The 18,241-nt window shown below is 70.7% G+C and carries 15 protein-coding genes; 11 read left to right on the top strand and 4 right to left on the bottom strand.

Annotated features, from left to right (window positions below; translation table 11 throughout):
- Positions 1-18: 18 nt before the first annotated feature.
- On the bottom strand, positions 19-1,821 hold the full coding sequence (locus OYE22_RS15425) for a VWA domain-containing protein (RefSeq protein ID WP_277320954.1): 1,803 nt from the start codon (positions 1,819-1,821) through the stop codon (positions 19-21).
- A 426-nt stretch (positions 1,822-2,247) separates the two neighbouring features.
- Between OYE22_RS15425 and OYE22_RS15420 the strand changes: the two genes are divergently transcribed.
- The 5 genes from OYE22_RS15420 to OYE22_RS15400 all read left to right on the top strand — a co-directional run bounded on the left by OYE22_RS15420 (position 2,248) and on the right by OYE22_RS15400 (position 9,373).
- On the top strand, positions 2,248-4,329 hold the full coding sequence (locus OYE22_RS15420) for a PhoX family phosphatase (RefSeq protein ID WP_277320953.1): 2,082 nt from the start codon (positions 2,248-2,250) through the stop codon (positions 4,327-4,329).
- Between the two features lie 423 nt (positions 4,330-4,752).
- Complete coding sequence (locus OYE22_RS15415) at positions 4,753-5,463, top strand: NUDIX domain-containing protein (protein WP_277324145.1); 711 nt, start codon at positions 4,753-4,755, stop codon at positions 5,461-5,463.
- Between the two features lie 176 nt (positions 5,464-5,639).
- Entirely contained in the window at positions 5,640-6,176 is a 537-nt protein-coding gene (locus tag OYE22_RS15410; protein ID WP_277320952.1) for a cupin domain-containing protein, read from the top strand.
- 533 nt (positions 6,177-6,709) lie between these two features.
- The gene (locus OYE22_RS15405; protein ID WP_277320951.1) at positions 6,710-8,329 is read left to right on the top strand and encodes a M4 family metallopeptidase; all 1,620 of its coding nucleotides are present in this window, start codon (positions 6,710-6,712) and stop codon (positions 8,327-8,329) included.
- A gap of 318 nt (positions 8,330-8,647) precedes the next feature.
- A complete protein-coding gene (locus OYE22_RS15400; RefSeq protein WP_277320950.1) occupies positions 8,648-9,373 on the top strand; it encodes a class I SAM-dependent methyltransferase in 726 nt (241 codons plus the stop codon).
- Between the two features lie 70 nt (positions 9,374-9,443).
- On the opposite strand, the gene OYE22_RS15395 is transcribed toward OYE22_RS15400, so the two are convergent.
- Both OYE22_RS15395 and OYE22_RS15390 read right to left on the bottom strand, forming a co-directional pair.
- Positions 9,444-9,803, bottom strand: coding sequence for an ASCH domain-containing protein (locus OYE22_RS15395; protein WP_277320949.1), 360 nt, complete (start codon positions 9,801-9,803; stop codon positions 9,444-9,446).
- Between the two features lie 9 nt (positions 9,804-9,812).
- Complete coding sequence (locus OYE22_RS15390) at positions 9,813-11,213, bottom strand: tetratricopeptide repeat protein (protein WP_277320948.1); 1,401 nt, start codon at positions 11,211-11,213, stop codon at positions 9,813-9,815.
- Positions 11,214-11,609: 396 nt separating this feature from the next.
- Between OYE22_RS15390 and OYE22_RS15385 the strand changes: the two genes are divergently transcribed.
- The 5 genes from OYE22_RS15385 to OYE22_RS15365 all read left to right on the top strand — a co-directional run bounded on the left by OYE22_RS15385 (position 11,610) and on the right by OYE22_RS15365 (position 16,001).
- Positions 11,610-12,092: an ATP-binding protein gene (locus OYE22_RS15385; protein WP_277320947.1), complete on the top strand. Its 483-nt coding sequence runs from the start codon at positions 11,610-11,612 to the stop codon at positions 12,090-12,092.
- Between the two features lie 210 nt (positions 12,093-12,302).
- Positions 12,303-12,611, top strand: a complete 309-nt coding sequence (locus tag OYE22_RS15380; RefSeq protein ID WP_277320946.1) for a hypothetical protein — start codon at positions 12,303-12,305, stop codon at positions 12,609-12,611.
- A gap of 203 nt (positions 12,612-12,814) precedes the next feature.
- Positions 12,815-13,936, top strand: a complete 1,122-nt coding sequence (locus OYE22_RS15375; RefSeq protein WP_277320945.1) for an adenosylhomocysteinase — start codon at positions 12,815-12,817, stop codon at positions 13,934-13,936.
- A gap of 13 nt (positions 13,937-13,949) precedes the next feature.
- The gene (locus tag OYE22_RS15370; protein WP_277320944.1) at positions 13,950-14,522 is read left to right on the top strand and encodes an NUDIX domain-containing protein; all 573 of its coding nucleotides are present in this window, start codon (positions 13,950-13,952) and stop codon (positions 14,520-14,522) included.
- A 441-nt stretch (positions 14,523-14,963) separates the two neighbouring features.
- Complete coding sequence (locus OYE22_RS15365) at positions 14,964-16,001, top strand: LysR family transcriptional regulator (RefSeq protein WP_277324144.1); 1,038 nt, start codon at positions 14,964-14,966, stop codon at positions 15,999-16,001.
- A 141-nt stretch (positions 16,002-16,142) separates the two neighbouring features.
- Here the strand turns inward: OYE22_RS15365 and ligD are convergent, their stop codons facing one another.
- The gene (ligD, locus tag OYE22_RS15360) at positions 16,143-17,048 is read right to left on the bottom strand and encodes a non-homologous end-joining DNA ligase (protein ID WP_277324143.1); all 906 of its coding nucleotides are present in this window, start codon (positions 17,046-17,048) and stop codon (positions 16,143-16,145) included.
- Positions 17,049-17,337: 289 nt separating this feature from the next.
- Here ligD and OYE22_RS15355 point away from each other — a divergent pair, with 289 nt between their 5' ends.
- On the top strand, positions 17,338-18,168 hold the full coding sequence (locus OYE22_RS15355) for a MerR family transcriptional regulator (RefSeq protein WP_277320943.1): 831 nt from the start codon (positions 17,338-17,340) through the stop codon (positions 18,166-18,168).
- Positions 18,169-18,241: the final 73 nt, after the last annotated feature.

Here is an 18,241-nt window from a genome sequence, read left to right as displayed (position 1 = left end):
GGGTCCGGGCGGCCGGGGTCAGCGGAGTACGCCCGCCTCCCTGGCCTCGATCAGCCACTCCGGGAACTCCACCATCAGCTGTCCGTACAGCTCGGCGTCGGACAGCTCGCGCGGTTCGAGGCCCGCGTGGAAGAAGCCCGCGTTGTCGACCTGGCGCCGCTCGGGCACGGCCAGGTCGTCCAGCTTGCGCAGGAAGTCGAAGCCCTTGGCCTGCGGGTCGCCGAAGCCGACGAACTGCCAGAAGATCGGCAACCGGGCCGCCTCGCACAGCGCCCGCTCGGCCGCCGGCTTGCTGGTCGGCGCGCCGTCCGTCTGGAAGATCACGAACGCGGGGTCGGTCGACCCCGACTTCTCGTAGTGCTCGACCACGGCGTTGATGGCCCAGTGGTAGTTCGTACGCCCCATGTGTCCGAGCGAGCCGTGCAACTCCTCGATGCGGCCCGAGTAGTTGGCGAGATCCAGATCGGCGGTGCCGTCCACGTCGGTGGAGAAGAACACCACGGGCACCACACCGTCGTCGTCGAAGTGCGCGGACAGGCCGAGCGCCTGCTCGGCCAGGTGCTGGACGGTGCCGTCCTTGTAGTAGCGGCGCATGGAACCCGACCGGTCCAGGACCAGGTACACGGCGGCCCGCTGCCCGCCCAGTCCGTGCTTCTCGACCACGGCGGACGCGGCCTTGTACAGGCTGACCAGGCCCGGAGCGGCCTCCTCCACCTTGGCGAGGGAGAGCGCGGCACCGGGGTTGGTGCCGGCGCCGGCATCCGCTGCCGCCGGGGCCGCGGGCTCCGACCCGGTTTCGGCGTCGGCCTCCGGCTCGGTCTCGGCGTCGGCTTCCGGCTCGGCCTGCGCCTTGGCCTCCGCCTGCGGGGCCGCTGCCGCCGCCGGCTCGGGGGCTGGCTCAGGCGTCTGCTCGGCGGCCGGCGCGGGGTCCGACTCCGCCTCGGACTCGGCGACAGGCTCTCTCACGGGCTCCGCGACAGGCTCCGCGTCGGCCGCCAGCTCGGGCCCGGTCTCGGCCACGGCGACGGGCTTGGGCGCGTCCTCGATCACGGCGACGGGCTCGTCGACCGGTGCGGCGTCCTGTCCGGCTTCCGGCGCCGCTTCCGGTATGGGGTCCGCCGCCGGCTCCGGCTCTGGCTTCGGCTCGGCATCCGCCGCGTCCGTGGCCTCGGGCGCGGCATCCCGTACGGGCTCGGGATCGGGCTCGCTCACGGGCGTGACGGCCTCGGGCTCGGCCGTGGCGGGCTCGGGCTTGGTCTCGGGCTCAGGTGTGACGGTCTCGGTCTCGGTCGCCGGGGAGGCGGTGACGGCCTCGGCCTCGGCCTCGGCCTCGGCCTCGGCCTCGGTCTTGACCTCTGCCTCGGTCTTGGCCCCGGTCTTGGCCTCGGGGGTCTCCGTCCCGGCCTCGTCCGCCGACGTGGCGGTGGTGTCGACTGCCGCCGGCTCGTCCGTGGGCTTGGCCACCGGCTCGGTGAGGGTCGTGGCGCGGGCCTCGACGTCCGCCTCGGTCTCGACGTCGACCTCGGCCTCGCTCCGCACCCCGGCGGTCTCCGGCTCGGTCGGGACCGGGTCCGGGGCCGGCTCCTTGCCGCCCTCGTCGCCCGGGAGCGGCTCGCGCGGGGCGACGCGGATGACGGTGGGGCCCGACGCGGACCCCGTGGCGTGCTCGGGCTCGGTAGCGGAGGAGGGGGTGGCCGGATCGGTGGCCGACGCCTTTGTCGACTCCGGCGTGGGCTCGGCCGACGACCCGGGGGCCTCGCTCTCGTCGGTCGCCGTCCGTGAGCGGCCAAAAACTTTGCGCAGCAGGTCCCGTATGCCCATGGATGAAACCCCTCACCTGTCGAGTGCGATGCGCGTCCGTCATGGCCGGTAGGTGCCGGTAAACGCCGGTGTATACCGGCGGGCAGCCGAACGGGCCTGGCCTGGCCGGACACGTAAGGCTAACGGGCCTTGGGGCGCCGGCCGGAGCGAGCCCGCGGGCCCGGGTGCGGGTGGTCCGGTACGCGAGGGCGGCGCGGGGCAGGCGGCGGGCGTCAACTCGGGCATAACCGGCGGGGCGTGGCGTCCGGATATCGGAGTGCTCCGGCCCAAACCTCACCGTCAGTGACGACTGACCGTCGTCGTTCACCGCTGATTAACCCTCACTTCGCCGTTTGGCGACACCGTCCCCATAGCTTCGCGGCGGATGGATTCCGACACCGTGTCGGCGCGGGCCTGCGCCGCTGGATCGAAGACGAAGGAATTGACGTGCGCAAGCTCCTGCCACTGATCAGCTCGCACCCGGGTGCCCGTTCCGCACTGACCTGCCGCTACCGCTGTGGTGACGCCTGCTTCCACGAGGTGCCCAACACCAGCGCCAACGCGTACGTCGGTGACGTCATCGCGAGCGCGCTCTCGCGCCGCAACCTGCTGCGCGCCAGCGCCGTCGTCACCGTGACCGCCGCGGCCGGTGCCGCCGTCGGTCTCGGCCAGGCGCCGCAGGCGTCCGCCGCCACGCCGGCCGTCGCCGCGCACGGCGGCAAGGGCCACGGCAAGAGCCGCGGCGCCCGTGGCCTGCGCTTCGAGCCGGTCGCGCCGAACACCAAGGACGCGGTCGTCATCCCGCGTGGCTACGAGCAGAACATCGTCATCCGCTGGGGCGAGCCCATCCTGCCCGGCGGCCGCGACTTCGACCCGAACAACCAGAGCGCCAAGGCGCAGGCCAAGCAGTTCGGTTACAACAACGACTACATGGCCGTGCTCGACGTGCCGCACGAGCGCCACCGGCAGCTCCTCGTGGTCAACCACGAGTACACCGACGAGGTGTTGATGTTCGCCGGGTACGACGCGGACAACCCGACCCGCGAGCAGGTCGAGATCGCCATCGCCGCGCACGGCCTGTCCGTCGTGGTCGCCGCCGAGGACCGCCGCTCCGGCAAGCTGACCGCGCTCCGCCGCCACCACCTCAACCGCCGCGTCACCGGCTCGACCCCGTTCGAGGTCACCGGCCCGGCCGCGGGCAGCAAGTACCTGCGGACCTCCGCCGACCCGCGCGGCAAGCGCATCCTCGGCACGCTCAACAACTGCGGCGGCGGCATCACGCCGTGGGGCACCGTGCTCTCCGGCGAGGAGAACTTCAACCAGTACTTCGCCAACGGTGGCAAGGTCACCGACGCCGACACCAAGGCGCGCTACGCCCGGTACGGGATCGGCGGCGAGGCCAGCGAGCGCAAGTGGGAGCGTTTCGACAAGCGCTTCGACACCCTCCAGGAGCCGAACGAGCCCAACCGCTTCGGCTGGGTCATCGAGATCGACCCGTTCGACCCGCACTCCACGCCGCGCAAGCTCACCGCGCTCGGCCGCTTCAAGCACGAGGCCGCCGAGCCGCGCCTGACCGACGACGGCCGCCCGGTGTTGTACATGGGCGACGACGAGCGGTTCGACTACTTCTACAAGTTCGTCTCCTCCAAGCGGATGATGCACGGCAACAGCCGGTACGCCCGCGCGCACAACCGCACGCTCCTCGACGAGGGCACGCTGTACGTCGCCAAGTTCACCGGCGACAGCCCGGCCGGCGAGATCGACGGCTCCGGCAAGCTGCCCGCCGACGGCGAGTTCGACGGCTCCGGCGAGTGGATTCCGCTGGCCACCGGCACGACGTCGCACGTCGAGGGCATGACGGCCGAAGAGGTCTACGTCTTCACCCGGTTCGCCGCCGACAAGGTGGGCGCCACCAAGATGGACCGCCCCGAGGACGTCGAGCCCAGCCCGCGCACCGGCCGCGTGTACGTCGCGCTGACCAACAACAAGGACCGTGGCAAGGCCGGCAAGGCCCCCGCCGACGAGGCCAACCCGCGCAACGGCAACAAGCACGGCCAGATCCTGGAGCTGGCCGAGCACTGGGACGACCCGGCCTCCGACCGGTTCAACTGGCGCCTGTTCCTGGTCTGCGGCGACCCGAGCGACCCCAGCACGTACTTCGCCGGGTTCCCGAAGGACCAGGTCAGCCCGATCTCCTGCCCGGACAACATCACCTTCGACGCGCACGGCAACCTGTGGATCTCCACCGACGGCAACGCGCTCGGCAACCACGACGGCCTGTTCGGCGTGGCGACGGCGGGCGACCGGCGCGGTGAGGTCAAGCAGTTCCTGACCGTCCCGAACGGCGCCGAGACCTGCGGCCCGATCGTCCAGGACCAGCGCGTCCTGGTCGCCGTCCAGCACCCGGGCGAGATCGACGGCGCGAGCGTCGAGAAGCCCAAGTCGGCCTGGCCCGACGGACCGGGCAAGCTCGTGCGCCCCTCGATCGTCAGCGTCTGGCGGCGCGACGGCGGCGACATCGGCGCGTAACGCCCACCGGGCGCGGCACCTGACCGCGCCCCCGGTACGGCTCCTGGCCTCGCGGGGTGCGAGGCCAGGAGCGGGGAGCGCCCGGCGGGGCGGCGCGTGGGGCACCACCACGCCGGGCGATCCCATCCGAGGCCGCCCTGCCGGCGCCCCACGGGGGAGCGCGCCGTCCGGGCGGCCTCCGGGGACGGACACGGAGGGCCGGGTCGGCTGGTTGTCGCCCGCGACGTGCGGCGGAGGGGGCCGCGCGACGCGCGACGACCGTGCCGAACCGGCGGCCGTACGGGGCGCATGGGGCGTAGGAGGCGTACGAGGTGTGCCGCCGGCCGTAGGAGGCGTACCAACGGCCGGCCTGTGGCGTACCGAAGCCCGGCCCGTACCGAAGCCCGGCGGCGTGCCGATCCGCCCGGCTAGCCTGATCGGATGATCAGTGACCAACCCCTGGCGGCGCGCGTGCGGTTCACCGCGTCCGGCCTCGTGGTGACGCGCACGCCCGGCGAGCCGGACGTCTACTCGCTGCCCCGCGTCGGGCAGACCGTGCCCGCCGCCGAGCGCCACACGCTGCCACGGGCCGAGGCGCTGCTCGCGTCCATCCGCCCCGTCGGCACGAGCGAGAACGTGCTGCGGTCCTGGGTCACCGGCCGCCGCACATGGGGCGCGGCGCCCTGGACCGACCCGGCCGCGGTGACACCGGAACGGATACGCGCCGCCGCCCTCGTCATCCGGGACGCGCACCTGCTGCTCATCCGCTTCCGGGGGGACGACGGGGAGTGGTACGAGATCCCCGGCGGGGGCGTCGAGCCCGGCGAGACGCCCCAGGACGCGGTCGTCCGCGAACTGCGTGAGGAGACCGGCCTGACGGTCACCCCCACCCACGAGGTCGCCCGCGTCTGGCGGCGGCGCCGGTTCGGCCACTACTTCCGCGTCACCGCCGAGGGCCGCGTCGGCGCCCCGGAGGACCTCGACATCGAAGGCGGCGAACTGACCTGGGTGCCCGTCGCCCAGTTGCCCACCACGCCCCTCTGGCCGCGCCGCCTCTCCTGGCGCATCACCCACTGGCACACCACCGGCTGGCCCACCCGCCCCCTCGAACTGGCCGACAATGTCCAGGACTTGCGCGCCCCGTGCACGTGGTGACCCGGGTCGCGGACGCATCCTGTACGGGAGGGCGCGGCGTACGGGGAGGGGTGGCGTACGGCCGCACGCGGCGCGGAGCGTACGAAGCGATGCCAGCCTCGACCCGAACTTGACCCACGACAACCGTGCGGAAATGACCCACACGGCCGGGTCATTCCCTTCGTAGGGTCATCCACATGACGACGACGAAGACCACCGAGCCCACGACCAACACCAGCACCACCGCCTCTTCAGCGCCGCCGGCGGTGCTGACCCGTCACGCGGACGCCGAGACGTGCGCCGACCCGAGCAGCGTCATGACGTTGCTCGGTGAGTCGAACGCCACCCCCTGCGGATTCACCAGCTACCGCTCCAGCTTCGCCAAGGGAGCCGCCGGGGCGCCGGCCCACTTCCACACGAGGGCGACGGAACTGTTCTTCGTGCTCGGCGGCTCGCTGCGGGTGCTGGTGGGCGAGGAGGTCACCACCCTGAACCAGGGCGACTTCCTGGCCGTGCCGCCCCACACCCCGCACGCCTTCGCCGCGGCCCCCGGCGCCGAGGCCGACGTCCTGTTCGTGTTCACCCCGGGTCTGCCCCGCTTCGACTACCTGCGCCTGCTCGGCCGGGTCATGCGGGGCGAGGCCGACCCGAAGGAGATCGCCGAGTCCGCGGAGCGTTTCGACAACCACTACGTCGACAGCCCCGTCTGGCGCGCCGAGCTGGACCGGGTCTGAGACACCACGAGACACCACCCGGCGGGCGCGCGGGAACGACCCCGACACGGCGTCTTACGAACGGTGTTGAGCGGAGCGCCCTGCCAACGCCTGGGCAGTTTCGTGCGGATCACCGGCGGAGGAGAGGAAGATGCCCGCGATGTGGAGTCCGGCCAGGTAGATGGTCGCGTTGGGACAGGCCGTAGTCGAGCGCGGCCGCGGCGGCCGGATCGGTGCCTCGCGGTGCGACGCCGTCCGCGTAGCGCCGTTCGGGGGGCCCCATGCCGTATTACCCGCTCCGCGCCCACGGGGCACGTGTCGGGTGTGTCGCGGTCGTGTTGCCGGGACTTGGCGCCCACATGACCGCTCTTGTCCGCCCGTGAACGGACCTTGTGCGTCGTGTGAACAACGGCCCCGCCTATCGCCCTACACCGGACAGTCCCGTCATTTGGGGACGTGACATGAGCGCGTCGCTCCGGGAACGTCGAGCCTCGGCAAGGCCCTGTCGCTCGTACGCCGGGCAGCACCCCAGCCGCCCGGCCTTCCCCACAGCCATGAGGAGATCAGCCGTGTCCGCTCACCCTCGCACCTCCTCCCGCGCCACCCGCCGCAGAGGCCGCACGCTCGCCTACTCCGGCGGCGCCGCCGCCCTCGCCGCCGCGCTCCTCGCCACCGGCGTCACCACCGGCACCGCGGGCGCCACCACCCACCGCGCCGAGGACACCGGGGCGTCCCGCACCGCCACCGCCCTCGGCCTGGGCGAGCGGGAGCAGCTCGTCGTCAAGGACACCATCACGGACCGCGACGGCACCACGCACACCCGCTACGAGCGCACCTACGCCGGACTCCCGGTGCTGGGCGGCGACCTCGTGGTGCACCGCGCCGCCGACGGCAAGGTCACCGGCTCCACCCGGGCGACCCAGCGCACCATCGCGGTCGACTCCCTCACCCCCAAGGTGACCCCGGCCGCCGCCACCTCCCGCGCGCTGCGGGTTGCCAAGTCCGACCGCACGGCCCCCGGCGCGAAGAGCGACACCCCGCGCAAGGTGATCTGGGCCGCGAAGGGCAAGCCCGTCCTCGCCTACGAGACCGTCGTACGCGGCGTCCAGGCAGACGGCACCCCCAGCCGCCTGCACGTGGTCACCGACGCCACCACCGGCCTGGAGCTCCACCGCTACCAGGCCATCCACAACGGCACCGGCACCAGCCAGTACAGCGGCAAGGTCCCGCTCACCACGCGCAAGTCGGGCAGCACCTACCAGCTCACCGACACCGCGCGCGGCAACCACAACACCTACGACCTCAAGGGCGGCACCAGCGGCCGAGGCACCCTGTTCACCGACGCCGACGACGTCTGGGGCGACGGCACGCCCGCCAACCGGCAGACCGCCGCCGTGGACGCCGCCTTCGGCGCGGCCACCACCTGGGACTTCTACAAGACCACCTTCGGCCGCAACGGCATCAAGAACGACGGCAAGGCCGCCTACAGTCGGGTCCACTACGGCAACAGCTACGTCAACGCCTTCTGGGACGACCAGGCGTTCGCCATCACCTACGGCGACGGCCAGGGCAACAAGAAGCCGCTGACCTCGCTGGACGTCGCGGGCCACGAGTTCAGCCACGGCGTCACCTCCGCCACGGCCGGGCTGAGGTACAGCGGTGAGTCCGGCGGTCTCAACGAGGCGACCTCCGACATCTTCGGCACCGGCGTCGAGTACGCCGCGAAGAACGCCTCCGACCCGGGTGACTACCTGATCGGCGAGGAGATAGACATCCGGGGCGACGGCTCCCCGCTGCGCTACCAGGACAAGCCGAGCCGGGACGGCAAGTCGGCCGACTACTGGACCCCCGACGTCGGCAAGCTCGACGTGCACTACTCCTCCGGCGTCGCCAACCACTTCTTCTTCCTGCTCGCCGAGGGCAGCGGCAAGAAGGTCATCGACGGCGTCAGCTACGACAGCCCCACCAAGGACGGCTCCACCCTCACCGGCATCGGCAGGGACAAGGCCCTGCGGATCTGGTACAAGGCGCTGACCACGTACTTCACCTCCACCACCGACTACCGCGGGGCACGCGCTGGCACCCTCAAGGCCGCCGCCGACCTCTACGGCGCGGGCGGGACCGAGGCCAAGGCCGTGGCCGCGGCCTGGACGGCCGTGGACGTCAAGGGCTGACCCACCACCGCGGCGCGCCTACCAGGGGAGGCGCGCCGCGGGCGGTCCAGCCCCGGGTAGTGGGGCGACGGGCTCGCCGCCACCTGGCTATGGCGAGTCCACCTCCCCGCGAAGAGCGTTGATCCGCGGGGCACCGGCGGCCCCGCTCGTGAGCACCACCCCAGTCCCCCCGGTTGATCCTCGTCCGGGGGGACTGCGCGCCGCCCGCCTCGCGCCGGACCAGCCCATGACAACTGGCCACCAGTCAGGGCAAGCACCGTCGCGGTGCTAGGTGTAACTGACTAGGAACACGGGCCCGCACCGCCTAGTTTCGGCGGCATGGCTGATGAGTGCTTCGAACATCCGCGACTCGCCTCGATCTACGACCTGCTCGACCCCGACCGCGGCGACCTCGACGCGTACGTCGAACTGGCCACGGAGTGCGGCGCGCGCCGCGTGCTGGACATCGGCTGCGGCACGGGGGTGTTCGCCCTCTTACTGGCGGAGCGCGGGATCGACGTCATCGGCATCGACCCCGCCGAGGCGTCCCTCGACGTGGCCCGCTCCAAGCCGGGCGGCGAACGGGTGCGCTGGATACACGGCGACGCGACGGACCTCCCCGACCTGGGCGCCGACCTCGCCACCATGACGGGCAACGTCGCCCAGGAGCTGACCGACCCGCGGACCTGGCGGAACACCCTCCGGGGCGCCTACGCGGCCCTGCGCCCCGGCGGCCTCCTGGTCTTCGAGACCCGCGACCCGGCCCGGCGCGCCTGGGAGGACTGGACCCGCGAGTCCTCCCACCGCGTGACGGGCATAGCGAACGTCGGTGCCGTGGAGAGCTGGGTACAGGTCACCAAGATGGACTGGCCGCTGGTCAGCTTCCGTTGGACGTACGTGTTCGCGTCCGACGGCCAGGTACTCACCTCGGACTCCACCCTCCGCTTCCGCGACCGCACCGAGATCGAACGCGACCTGGCGGCACACGGCTACGTCCTGGAGGACGTCCGCGACGCGCCGGACCGCCCGGGGAAGGAGTTCGTGTTCGTGGCGCGAAGGGTGTGAGGGGCCTCGGGGGCGGGCGGTTCGCTGCCGTGGTGGTAGGGCGAGGCCGGGCGGACTGCTGCTGACGCTTCTACTCGGACAGCCGCGCGAGGTGCAGCGCGAAGACCCCGAGCGCCTCCTTCTCGGCCGGGTAGATGTCCCGAATCACGGCCAGGAGTTGCTCGCGATTCAGCTCCGGGCCACCGATCGCGCTGGCGTCCTCGGCATCCAGCATGGTGACGAACGACTTGTACTGCCGAACGCCGATGATGCGGGTGGTGAGTGAGGCGTCCTGGCAGGTGAATCGTAGAAGGTCTCCGGCGACCATCCTCTGGACTTTGGGGTAGCCGACGCGGACTTCGACGGTCTTGGTGCCGTCGGCGATGAGGTCGAAGTACGGCTTGCGCAGGGTGAGAGTGTGTTCGGTGGGGGGCGTTTGCTGGAGGGGCATGGCAGTCCTTTAGGGGCTGGGGGGTGTTGTGGATGGCGCCGCCTTGACCGGTGTGAAGGTGCGGAGGCGCTCACGTAAATTCTCGACATTCCCGTGGCTCGGGTAGCGACGAGCCAGAAAGGAGGCGAGATCCCTCGCGCGGCCAAGGACGGAGCCAACCACTCGATCTGAGTCCAGAGCCCGATGCCCCAGAGCGACGGCGTCGTCAGCGTCACCGAGTTGGGCATATGCGTGGGCCAGGTCGATGCGAGCGATGGCCTCCCGGCTCGGGGACCGAGAGGCCGTGGGCGCCGTCTCATAGACCACCAAGGCGTGCTCGGCATATTGACGTGCCCTTTCGGGCTTCCCGAGCCAGATGCACGAAGTGGCGGGATAAGAGGTGAGGGCATACTCCGCGAGCGGCGATACGTCCATGCCGAAACGACTGGGCGAACGGGGTGGGAGGAGTCCGTGGGCCTCCTCTGCAGCCTGCAGGGCCTCACTGAAGCCCTCTGCGTCGGAGTCAGCGGCGGCAGCACGGGCGGCTTGCGCATGCAGTCGCACGGTCAGCGGGTGGTTAGTGGCTGCTTGACTGAGCCCCCTGAGGGCGGCATCGCGGGCCTTGCCAGGACGCTGTTCGTAGAGATTGATCGAAGCGGCTGCGTCCATCGCCCAGGCGCACAATTGACCGTGTCCGGCCTGCTGACCATGGACAAAGGCGTCGGTGGCGAACGCGATGCCGGTACGGGCGTCACCGAGGTCGTGAGCGAGCCAGGCCAGCAGTTCGGATAGCCATCCGGCGAACATCAGAAGCTCACGCTCTTGGCGGTGGGTGTGCTTTGCCCCGAGCAGACGGTTTACCTTGCGCCGATAGTCCATTGTCGCGTCAAAGAGCGCACGGGGCGGTTTGAGCGAGTAGGCGCGGTTGAGATCAGTAAGCGCGAGGTCCAAGTGATCCAGCGTGCCCGAACCAAGTGAGGTCGCCTCTGCCTGCTGCGTGAACTCCAGGGCCTCGGCCGCAGCCGCCTCGAGAATGGGTGCTGTCGCGGTGGGGACGGCCACGGCAAGCGCGGCGAGCTTGACCGCGTTTCGTCGGTTCGTCGGTTCCTCCTTCGCGTTGGGCGAGTAGTCCCGTGCGAATCCCAAGCCAACGGGACTGGTGGCAAACAGACGGGAGAGCAAGTCCTGGTACTCCAGGGTAGGCATGACCCCGGCCTCCCAGTCTTTCCAGGAACGCTCGGTCATCCCGATCTTGGCCAGACCCTCGATTTCGACGAGTTGATGGGCCGCGGCTACGGCAGCAGCGACGGTCCACCCCATGGCGAGACGCCGGCACTTGAGGGGTCGGTGCCCGCAGTGATCTCCGATCTCGGCTGCGATCTCGGTGATCAGTTCGGCCGGGACGTGATCGGGGGAGCCGAGCCGTCCCACAGCGCGTTCCCGTAAGGCTCTACCGCAAGAAACGTTGTGGACGGCCTTGCTCTGTTCATCGTGTGGGACTTTCACCGCACTCCCTTTCCCTGGATCACAGGGTGACACCGGTGTCGCTGTAGGTAGCGACCAGGAGCTTTCTCCCTGGACCGGTGGCCCGTCAAACGTGTCCATTCGGTGCGCTCGCCGCCCTCAGCGGGCGTACGGCCCGCCCGCTGAGGGCGACCGCCTCGCACTACCGGTGGTGCTTCCCCCGGACCACTCTGATGACAGGCCGCACTTCGCTCGTCGTAGGCGTCGGATGACCCCTCCTGCAACGGAGTTACGGCATCAGGACGCCGCGATGTCGCTTGCGGTCCTACGCTCTACCGGCCCCGGATACCTGGGAGGCTTCCGATGACCCCCGCATCAACCGCCGAGGAGCTCGCGGCGGAAGTAGAGCGAGAGCAGGCGACTAGTGCGTTCAAGGTGACGTTCGCTCCGGACGTCGCACGCGTTGCTCGGCTGCGGCTGATCACTCGGGCGTCCCTGCGGCGCTGGGCGGTGGCTGAACCTCTTGCTGAAGACGTTGTGCTCTCAGTATCCGAGCTGGTGACAAACGCGATCCAGCATGGCAGCGGGCGTGTGGCGCTACGGGTCCGGTTCGACGCCAGCGAGCTACGCGTGGAGGTGAGCGACGAGAGTGCGGTGCCGGCCAAGCGGCGCGAGGCCGCAGTCGATGACATCTCGGGGCGGGGGCTGATTCTCGTCGATGCCCTAGCGACGTCCTGGGGAGTACGCCAGCAGGGCCGTACGACATGGTGTGTCTTCCATGTGCCCGTTGCGGGCCAGGGAGACCACCTGTGCGAGGTCGTTACTGAGCGTACCGCGAACGCGTAGCCGCGAGAACACGCTGGCAGACCGTTGCGTTGGTCGTCCCGGCTTGCGACTCCTGCTCGTCGTGACGGTAAGGCCGCCCGGTCGCGTGAGAGCGCTTTTACCAGAGCAGGAAACGACGTCGTGGTGATCGGCGAACGGGCACTGGCGGGGATGGCCCGCCCGATGCCTGAGAGGCACGCCCCATTCATGGATAAGTCAGAGGAAAAGCGCATGAACCATCGAGCTACGCATCACCACGCGCGCCGCTACCGCTACGTCGAGATGGCCCTGGCGCCTGATCCCGACGCCACCCCGTACACCGTGCACGCCACCTGCACCACCTGCGGTGAGCAATCACCCGTCCCCGAACCCACCGAGACCATCACCGGCATGCACCACCAGGCACAACGCTGGTGCACCTCCCACGCCGCCCGTGACCACCCCGACGGGCGCCACCTGCGCTACACCGCCACCGTCACCCTCCACTGGCACATCACGCCAGGCGAAGACATCGGACCCGCCGCGCCGGCTGGCTGGTAGGACGGGCCCCTCGCCACCCGCTCTACATCGCGCGGTCGGCGGGGATATCTCATCCCCCACTCTTCCTGGCCGGCCGTGCAGTATCCGCGTTCGGACCTGTCTTTGCCGGTGGCCTCGCCCTTTACCGACAACGACTCGTAACCCGGGCGGAGGGAGCGGCACGACCCGATCAGAGCCACCGCCCAACCAAGGAGAGCGAGACCATGGAACAGTTCGAGCGCGCCCGCGTCGGCTCCTATTTCGCGCGGATCGCCGACAGCTTCGCCGCGAACGAGCGGCCGTCGTCCTTCCTGATCACGCACCTACTGCCCGAGCGTCCATCGTTCGTTGAGGCCGTAGGCAAGTGCAGCAATCTACGGGCCGTTCTGCCCAAACCGAAGTCCATCGACGCCTCCGCCCGACGCTCGGTCGAGAAGGTGGCCTCGTGCGACGCTCTGACACGCGAGTTGTTCGGAGACGATGACACGGCGCTCGATTACATCGAATCGCGCGCCCCTGGAGAGGCAGTCGTACTGCTGGACGTCGGTGGCTACTTCGCGCCTTCGCTGGACGCCCTGTGTAACCGGTACTCGGGGCGCATCCTCGGCGTAGTCGAGGACACAGAGAACGGCCACAAACGCTACGCGGGCCGTGGCAAGCTGCCCTGCCCAGTCGTTTCCGTCGCGCGTTCCCCGCTCAAGGACCCCGAGGACTTCCTTGTGGGGCAGTCAGTGGTGTTCTCCACCGAGGCCCTCATGCGCAGTCGTGGCGATATCCTGCATGGTCGCCCTGCACTCGTGATCGGGTTCGGGAAACTCGGGTCGAGCATCGCCCGCCTACTGCACGCCAAGGGTGTACAGGTCACCGTGCACGACGTAGATCCCGTCCGGCAGGCGCAGGCGCTGTCGCAGGGCTTCACGGTAGCTCGGGACCGTGATGCAGCTCTGCGGGGCGCCGGCCTGGTCCTGTGTGCGACTGGTGCCTTATCACTGCGCGGCGAGGACTTCTCCAGCCTGCGGAATGGGGCTTACGTGGCCACCGTCACGAGCAGTGAGGACGAGCTCGACCTTGACACCCTCCCTGGGGTTTACCAGCGCACCCCGAACGGTGAGCACGTCACGCGGTACGCGACGACCGGCCACTACTTCTATTTGCTCAACGGGGGTAATGCCGTCAACTTCCTGCACGGCGCGTCCGTTGGGCCGTTCATCTTCCTCGTGCAGGCCGAGATACTCGCGGGCATCCGGATGCTCGCCCACGGCGACCTCGGACACGGCATTCACGAGGTGGACGTCGCCGATCGGGAGAGCATCGCGGCGACGTGGCTCAACTACTTCAACCGCTAGGAGACAGGTCCCCATGCCCATCACGGCACAGCACGTGCGCGAGACTCTTGACGCCTACCTCACCCATCACCCGGACGAGAAGGAGGCCCTGTCCGTGCTGTCCGAGGTGCTCGACGAGGCCGGCGACTCGATCGCCTCGCGCAAGGAATACCGCGGGCACGTCACAGCCGGGGCCGCCCTCCTTCGTTCCGACGGGCGCGTGCTCACCATCGAACACCGTGCCCTGCGTAAGTGGCTCTTGCCTGGCGGGCACGTCGAGGCGAGCGACACGACCTTGCTCGACGCCGCTCTGCGGGAACTGGAAGAGGAGACGAGTATCCGATCGGATCAGGTCGAGCCCGTCAGCCTCCTGCCGTTTCACATCGACGCCCACCCGATCCCGGCCAGCCCCGACAAGGGCGAGGACGCACACCAGCACTTCGACTTTCGATACCTCTTCCGTACCACCCTGGACGAGGACGAGACGGTTGACCTGCAGGAGGAGGAGGTCACGGCCTTCTCGTGGCAGTTCGCCGACATGCTGACGGCCGAGCCGCTGCGCTCCCGTGTCATGGCTGCGGCCAGGGGCGGAACGTTGCCCACCTGAACCCCACACGGCATTCTGAGTAACCGGCCTTCGCCAACCGGCGAGGGCCGTTGCCGTAACGGCTCACGCCGCTGCCCGGGGAGATGGCAGCGCGCACCTTCCGAGCGCCGGCCTTGCCCCCGGTTGGCAGAGCCACGTGTGTTGGACGGCCCCACCCGCTCTCACACCGGCAGTCGCCAGTACGGACCGCTCGGGGAGCCGATCCCGCGCCGCGCGGCATACGGCAATATCCCGTCATTTCCCCAGCACTCCGCAGATGCCTCTCGCTGTCATTTAGATGAGTTGCCACGGCGGTAAACTCATGGGCCCGATAAATGCGTATGGTTGGTAGCAAGTGGAAGGCGAGAGGCGGATATGTCCGTACCCAGTCAGCGGGGGTCGGCTTCGGTTCATGGGCGGAGTCGGCCGTTGCGGAGTCCGTTGCCGCTGCTGGATACGACGATGGACCAGCTCCGCACGTTGATCGTGGTGTGGGAGGCCGGCACGGCGTTGGGGGCCGCGCGGGTGCTCGGGCGGGAGCAGTCGAGTGTGCAGAAGCAGCTCGACACCATGAACCGGAATTTTCGTGAGTTGTGCGGCGAACCGCTGGTATTGAAACAGGGGCGCGGCAAGGACGTGTTGTTCACCGGTACCGGCGAGGCGCTGGTGGAATTGGCGCGGGGCACGCTCGACGAGTGGTTGGACGGTATCCAGGATTCGCGGCGGCGGCTCGGTAAGTCGCTCGAAGTGGGTACGACCCGGTTTACGCTCGGCTATTTGGCGGGCGCCGGTGAACGCGTCGCCGAGGAGTTCCAGCGCCGTGGTGTGGAACTCAAGGTGGGCCACGTACGCACCCGCGACGTGCTGGGCAGGTTACGGGCCAAGGAGGTGGACCTGGTCTGCGGCAGCGTGGTGACCAGGCCGGGGCGGGACGAGGCGCTGGCGGACGTCGATGTGATGGAGTGGCGGCGCAGCGGTCTGTCCCTGCTGACCAACCTGCCGGCCAGCCGGCTTCCCGGGCCGACCGTCGTGGCCAGCGAGTTGCGCAGGCTGCCGCTCGTGGTGTCCACCAGCGGGCTGATGGCCGGCGTGCTCCAGGCGTGGTTCGGGTCCGACTTCCGCAGCCGGGTCACCGTCGCGGCCGAGATCGACACCGTCAACTACGGCTACGAGCTGCTGCGTTCGGGCCTCATCGACGGCTGCATGGTGGTCACGACGGGCGTCGGGCAGGCGGCCCACGACCCACGGACGGCGTACGCGCGGGGGCTGCGCGTGGTGGACCTCGTCAACGACGCGGGGCCGCCGGTCGAGGTCTTGCTCGGCGCGTTCGCCCGGCGCGGCGAGCGCGCCACGTACGCCGCCGACCATCCGCTGAACGTGCTGTGGAACGCGCTGGTCGCGGAGAGCGACGGGTGGCGGGCCGAGCAGCGCTGGCCCACGCCGGGCATGGAGCCTGACCCGTTCGCGGCGCTCAGCGCGTACCACCCGAGCGAGAGTTAGGGCGGAGGGCGGGCGGGGCCACGCCCCCATTCCCCCCGGCTCCCGTGTCCCCGTCGGCTCCAGCGTTCCCCCCCCCCGGCCCACGCGCTTCGGCCCTCGCGCGCTCCGCGCGCCTCCCGCGCTCCGCGCGCCTCCCGCGCGCTACCGCAGCTTCGCCAGCCGCTTGTGGGCCGTGCGCAGGGATCGGCCGCGCAGGGAGCCGGCCGGCCAGGGGTTGGGGGCGGCGAGGCGGTCGGCGATGGTGGTCAGGGTCCAGCGGTCTGCGCGCAGGTCGGGGTCGTCCAGTTCGTCGGCGGCGATCGGGGTGGCGACCGGCGCGCCGGGCTTGGCCCGTACGGCGTAGGGGGCCACTGCCGTCTGGGCGTAACCGTTGCGCAGGGTGTCCAGGTAGAGGCGGTCGCCCCGGTCCTCCTTGCGGGGCTCGGTGGTGAGCCGGTCCGGGTGGCGGGCCACCAGCAGGTCGGCGGCCTCGCGCGCGAAGGCCCGTACGGTGTCGAAGTCCGCCGCGCGGTCGAGCGGAACGATCACGTGCAGCCCGCGCGAGCCGGTGGTCATCAGGCGGGCGGGCAGGCCGAGTTCGTCGAGCAGCTCGCAGGTGCGGTGCGCCGCCCAGCGTACGTCCGCGAAGGCGGCGGCCGGGTCGTCGTCGGCCGGCGTGGACGGGTCGAGGTCGAAGATCAGCCGGTCGGGGTGGTCCGGGCGGTCGGCGCGGGAGAGCCAGCGGTGCGGGGTGACGGACGCCTGGCCGGCGAGGTACGCGAGGGTGGCCGCGTTGTCGCAGACCACGTGCGTGACCGTGCCGCCCTCCTTGGCGACCTCCGCCAGCGGCACCCAGTCGGGGAAGTAGTCCGGGGCGTTCTTCTGCATCAGCGGGCGCCCGCCGATGCCGTCCGGGTGCCGCTCCATCATCACCGGCCGCCCGCGCAGCTCGGGCAGCGCGCGGCGGGCCACGGCGCGGTAGTGCGCGACGAGGTCGGCCTTGGTGATGCCGTCGTCGGGGAAGAGCACCTTGTCCGGCCGGGTCAGGTCGAAGGCGTGCCCGCCGATCCGTAGCCGGCGCGTCTCGCCGGACGAGCGGCCGCCGCGCGACCGCCCGCCGCTCGATCGCTTGTCCTTCGCGCCCTTCGCACCCTTCGCGTCCTCCGCGCCGTGCTCGTCGGCCGTGCCGTGCTCGCTGTTGTCGCTCACGCCGGCAACGGGTTACCGCCAGCGCGCCCGGCAAACCCCCACGGGGTGCGTCACGGGATCGCGCCGCAGGTCAGGGGACATGCGGGAGGGGCCGTGGGCGAGCGGCCTTGACCATGACACCGTGTGAGGCCCTGCACTGGAGGGCGTCATGTTCAGCATCGGAGACTTCGCCAAGCACGGCCGCGTGTCGGTCCGCATGTTGCGTCACTACGACGCCATCGGGCTGCTGCGCCCCGCCCACGTCGACCCGTACACCGGCTACCGCGGTTACGAGGCGGGCCAACTCGCCCGCCTCAACCGCGTCATCGCCCTCAAGGACCTCGGTTTCACGCTCCAGCAGGTGCGGGCCGTGCTCGACGAGGAGGTGGACGTCGGTGAGCTGCGCGGCATGTTGCGGCTGCGGCGGGCCGAGGTGGCGGCGGCGATGGCCGCCGACGCGGCCCGGCTGGCCGGCATCGAGGCGAGGCTCCGGACGATCGAGAGTGAGGGAACCATGTCCGACCACGAAGTGGTGCTCAAGAGCGTGCCGGCGGTCCGGCTGGCCGAGCTGTCCGGTACGGCGGAGAGCTTCGCGCCCGAGCACATCGGCCCGGTGATCGGCCCGCTGTACGAGGAGCTGCACGGCCGGCTCGCGGCGGCCGGCGTCACGCCGACGGGACACGCCGTCGCGTACTACGAGCCGGCGCCGGGCGCCGGCCCGGAGGGGGCGGTCACGGTGCACGCGGGGGTCCAGGTGGCGGTGGAGCCCGCTGCGGGCCAGCCGTTCGACGTGGTGGACCTGCCCGGCATCGAGCAGGCCGCGACCATCGTGCACCGGGGCTCGATGGACACCATCCTGCCCACGGCCCAGGCGCTCGCCCGCTGGACCGACGCCCACGGTTACCGCTCCACCGGCTACGCCCGCGAGCTGTACCTCGACTGCGAGGGCGGCAAGGAGAACTGGGTGACCGAGTTGCAGGAGCCGGTGGCGAAGGCGTAGCCGGCGGACAGGGCACGGCCGGGGACGCCGCGGTCGGCGCGCCGTCCCCGGCGCGTCGGCCACGGTCGGCGCG

The organism is Streptomyces sp. 71268, assembly GCF_029392895.1.
In the GTDB taxonomy this organism is placed as follows: Bacteria; Actinomycetota; Actinomycetes; order Streptomycetales; family Streptomycetaceae; genus Streptomyces.
The sequence above is the reverse complement of the archived record's forward strand: the minus strand, read 5'-3'. Positions and strand labels throughout refer to the sequence as shown.